This window comes from Aporhodopirellula rubra (genome assembly GCF_014192335.1).
GTDB lineage: Bacteria > Planctomycetota > Planctomycetia > Pirellulales > Pirellulaceae > Rhodopirellula > Rhodopirellula rubra.
In genome coordinates this window covers 1-2,229 of sequence record NZ_JACHXU010000062.1, presented here as the reverse complement: position 1 = coordinate 2,229, position 2,229 = coordinate 1, and the positions used below count along the sequence as shown (strand labels likewise).

General features: G+C 53.9%; 3 protein-coding genes. All 3 read left to right on the top strand.

Translation table 11 applies throughout. From position 1 onward, the window contains the following. The first annotated feature begins 319 nt into the window (after positions 1-319). The 3 genes from FHS27_RS30600 (at position 320) to FHS27_RS30590 (ending at position 2,029) form a co-directional block, all read left to right on the top strand. Positions 320-847, top strand: a complete 528-nt coding sequence (locus FHS27_RS30600) for a hypothetical protein (RefSeq protein ID WP_184310249.1) — start codon at positions 320-322, stop codon at positions 845-847. A gap of 105 nt (positions 848-952) precedes the next feature. Next, positions 953-1,399: a hypothetical protein gene (locus FHS27_RS30595; protein ID WP_184310247.1), complete on the top strand. Its 447-nt coding sequence runs from the start codon at positions 953-955 to the stop codon at positions 1,397-1,399. A gap of 111 nt (positions 1,400-1,510) precedes the next feature. After that, a complete protein-coding gene (locus tag FHS27_RS30590; protein ID WP_184310245.1) occupies positions 1,511-2,029 on the top strand; it encodes a DUF7716 domain-containing protein in 519 nt (172 codons plus the stop codon). Positions 2,030-2,229: the final 200 nt, after the last annotated feature.

Below are 2,229 nucleotides of genomic sequence, written 5' to 3'. Positions count from 1 at the left end.
TCATCTTCGCAGGCTTCCTCCCCACGGTTGGTCGCCCTTCCGCAGTTGCCTTCGCCTAGTACTTAGTCTTGATCGATTACATTTGGTATCCTGTCTTTCGTTCAAGTTCCGTTTTCGTACAGGGGACTGGTTTCCCGAAGGAAACGGCACCCCACAAGTTCACGCCCATGTCGGGCGTACACATGGACCGGAGGACGCGACAGCGCTGCGACAAGTGGTGACTCGTTCGCGCGTCCCCGGTCATGTCCACCGTTATCCGGTAGCTGGCTCCAACTGAAGCTTACAACTCTTAGACTCTTAACTATTGTGACTGACGCAGATGGAACAGATTGACCTTAACGCCGAGACTAAAAAACTTCGGCAAATGTCGCCTCTGAATAACGAAGTCTTGAAGGGTATCTTGATGGTCTTCCTCATCGCCACCGCGATGGGAGTAGGGGGCACCGTTCTAACTGAGCCCCAGAATGACGAACCATGGTGGATTCAGTTGGCTATCATGGCGTTGGTACAAGCGGGTTGTTTAGCCACCGCTGCCTACGTCTACCTCCGCATGAGCAAGTTAATCAAACGAGGTAACGTGATCTTCGCAAAGGTTGAATCGACGCATTGGCTACCGAAGAATATTCACAGTATCAATCTCGAATACGAAATAGACGACGCAATTCACACCAAGGCTATCAACGGCCCTGGCTTCTTTGCGCGAGATCTGAAATGTCAACCAGCGTTGCTAGCCGCCGTCGATCCTAAAGACCCTAAATCTCTTACACTTCTCTATAAATTTGCAAGAAGCAAGAAGGAGCGGGAGGCAATCTTTTTCGGCAGTAGCGGACTTCATAGCGACGGATAACCAGCACATCCACCGAAGCCGGGCTTGCGGGGTTTTACGAATGGAACATCGACTGTCCCGGCTCGGTGATGTGTGTCGTTCGCCTATTTACGCCTCGATCAACCTATGAAAATTCCTCGGTACACGATTTCGACGGTGCTTCTGCTTTCCGCTATTGCGGCTTTAGGCATTGCTCTGGTGCAATCGCAAATGCGCACTGCAAGCTTGCAGAAAGAGATCAACTCGCTCACTCCGTTACGGGAACTCGACATTGCAGCCCAGGTTGAGGATGCAACTGCGGAGTCTGGTGTTCCCGCGACCGTGCAGTCGTTGGCATTTGACCCAACTGGCCCAACGTATCTCGTGTCCTATGCCTATCATGCTCCCGACTCTGGTACGCCCCAGACATCAAGCTTTCTTCTAACCTATAAAGGTGATGGAAAGTATGTTGGGCACATGCGTACTGGACCGTACCTAGATGCTGAGCCCGATGAAAACGGGGAGTTCGGCACGGCGATCGTAGTCTGGGATCGAGAAATCACCAATGTGCTTGATCAGCGACCGCATGACTGAGATGCTGGCGAACCATCGCGTGAACCGGAGCACGCGAGTCGGCGTTTACGGAATCGAGAATCTTTCGCGCGTGCCCGGTTACGCGTGTCGTTCGCCGACTGAAGCGTCCTCATGACAACGCTTGAAGCTATCATCCAACGCTTGCGATCGAACGATGCCTCGGACGACGACTGGCTTTACGTTGCTGGTGATTTTGCTGACTTATCTCTATCCACGGACGCGGACCTCGGCTCGCCCTCGTACGATGAGGACACTGACGAAGAATCCCACCCTCCTGAATTCACCAAACGCGGCCTGTGTATTACAATCGATCGCCAGACGGCCGATCAGTGCATCGCTTGGGCGGACCGGTTGGCTGAAGCCCAAGACAACGCTGCCGCCGCTGATATAATTCGGTACTACATTCGATTCGACGCGTGGCCTGAAACGCTTGGCGCACCTGACCCGCCTCCCACCGAAGAGGTCTTTCTCCGAATGGACCGCGAGTTTTGCGACATGCTTGGCGATGAGCGTAAGGACGTTGCTTGCAAACGCGATGGCTGCGATCGAGGTGCCGTGCCGATGAGTGTGCTTTGCCGTCGGCACCACTTCGAAAACGTCAAAGGTCGACCGTATCCCTTCGAAGACTAGCGGCGAACCATGGGTTGCAACGGAGGCCGCGAGTTGACGTTTTTGAAGTGGTGAGTCGTTCGCGCGGCCCCGCTGAACCCTGCCGACTATGAAGTCCGTTGTTTTGCAAGTGGGTTTTGACTCTGTTTTGTCTTACTTCATTTTTTTTCCGCTGGTGGAGGTGAGGTGCCGTTCGCCGGAGGCGTTTTTCGGTCGCTCGC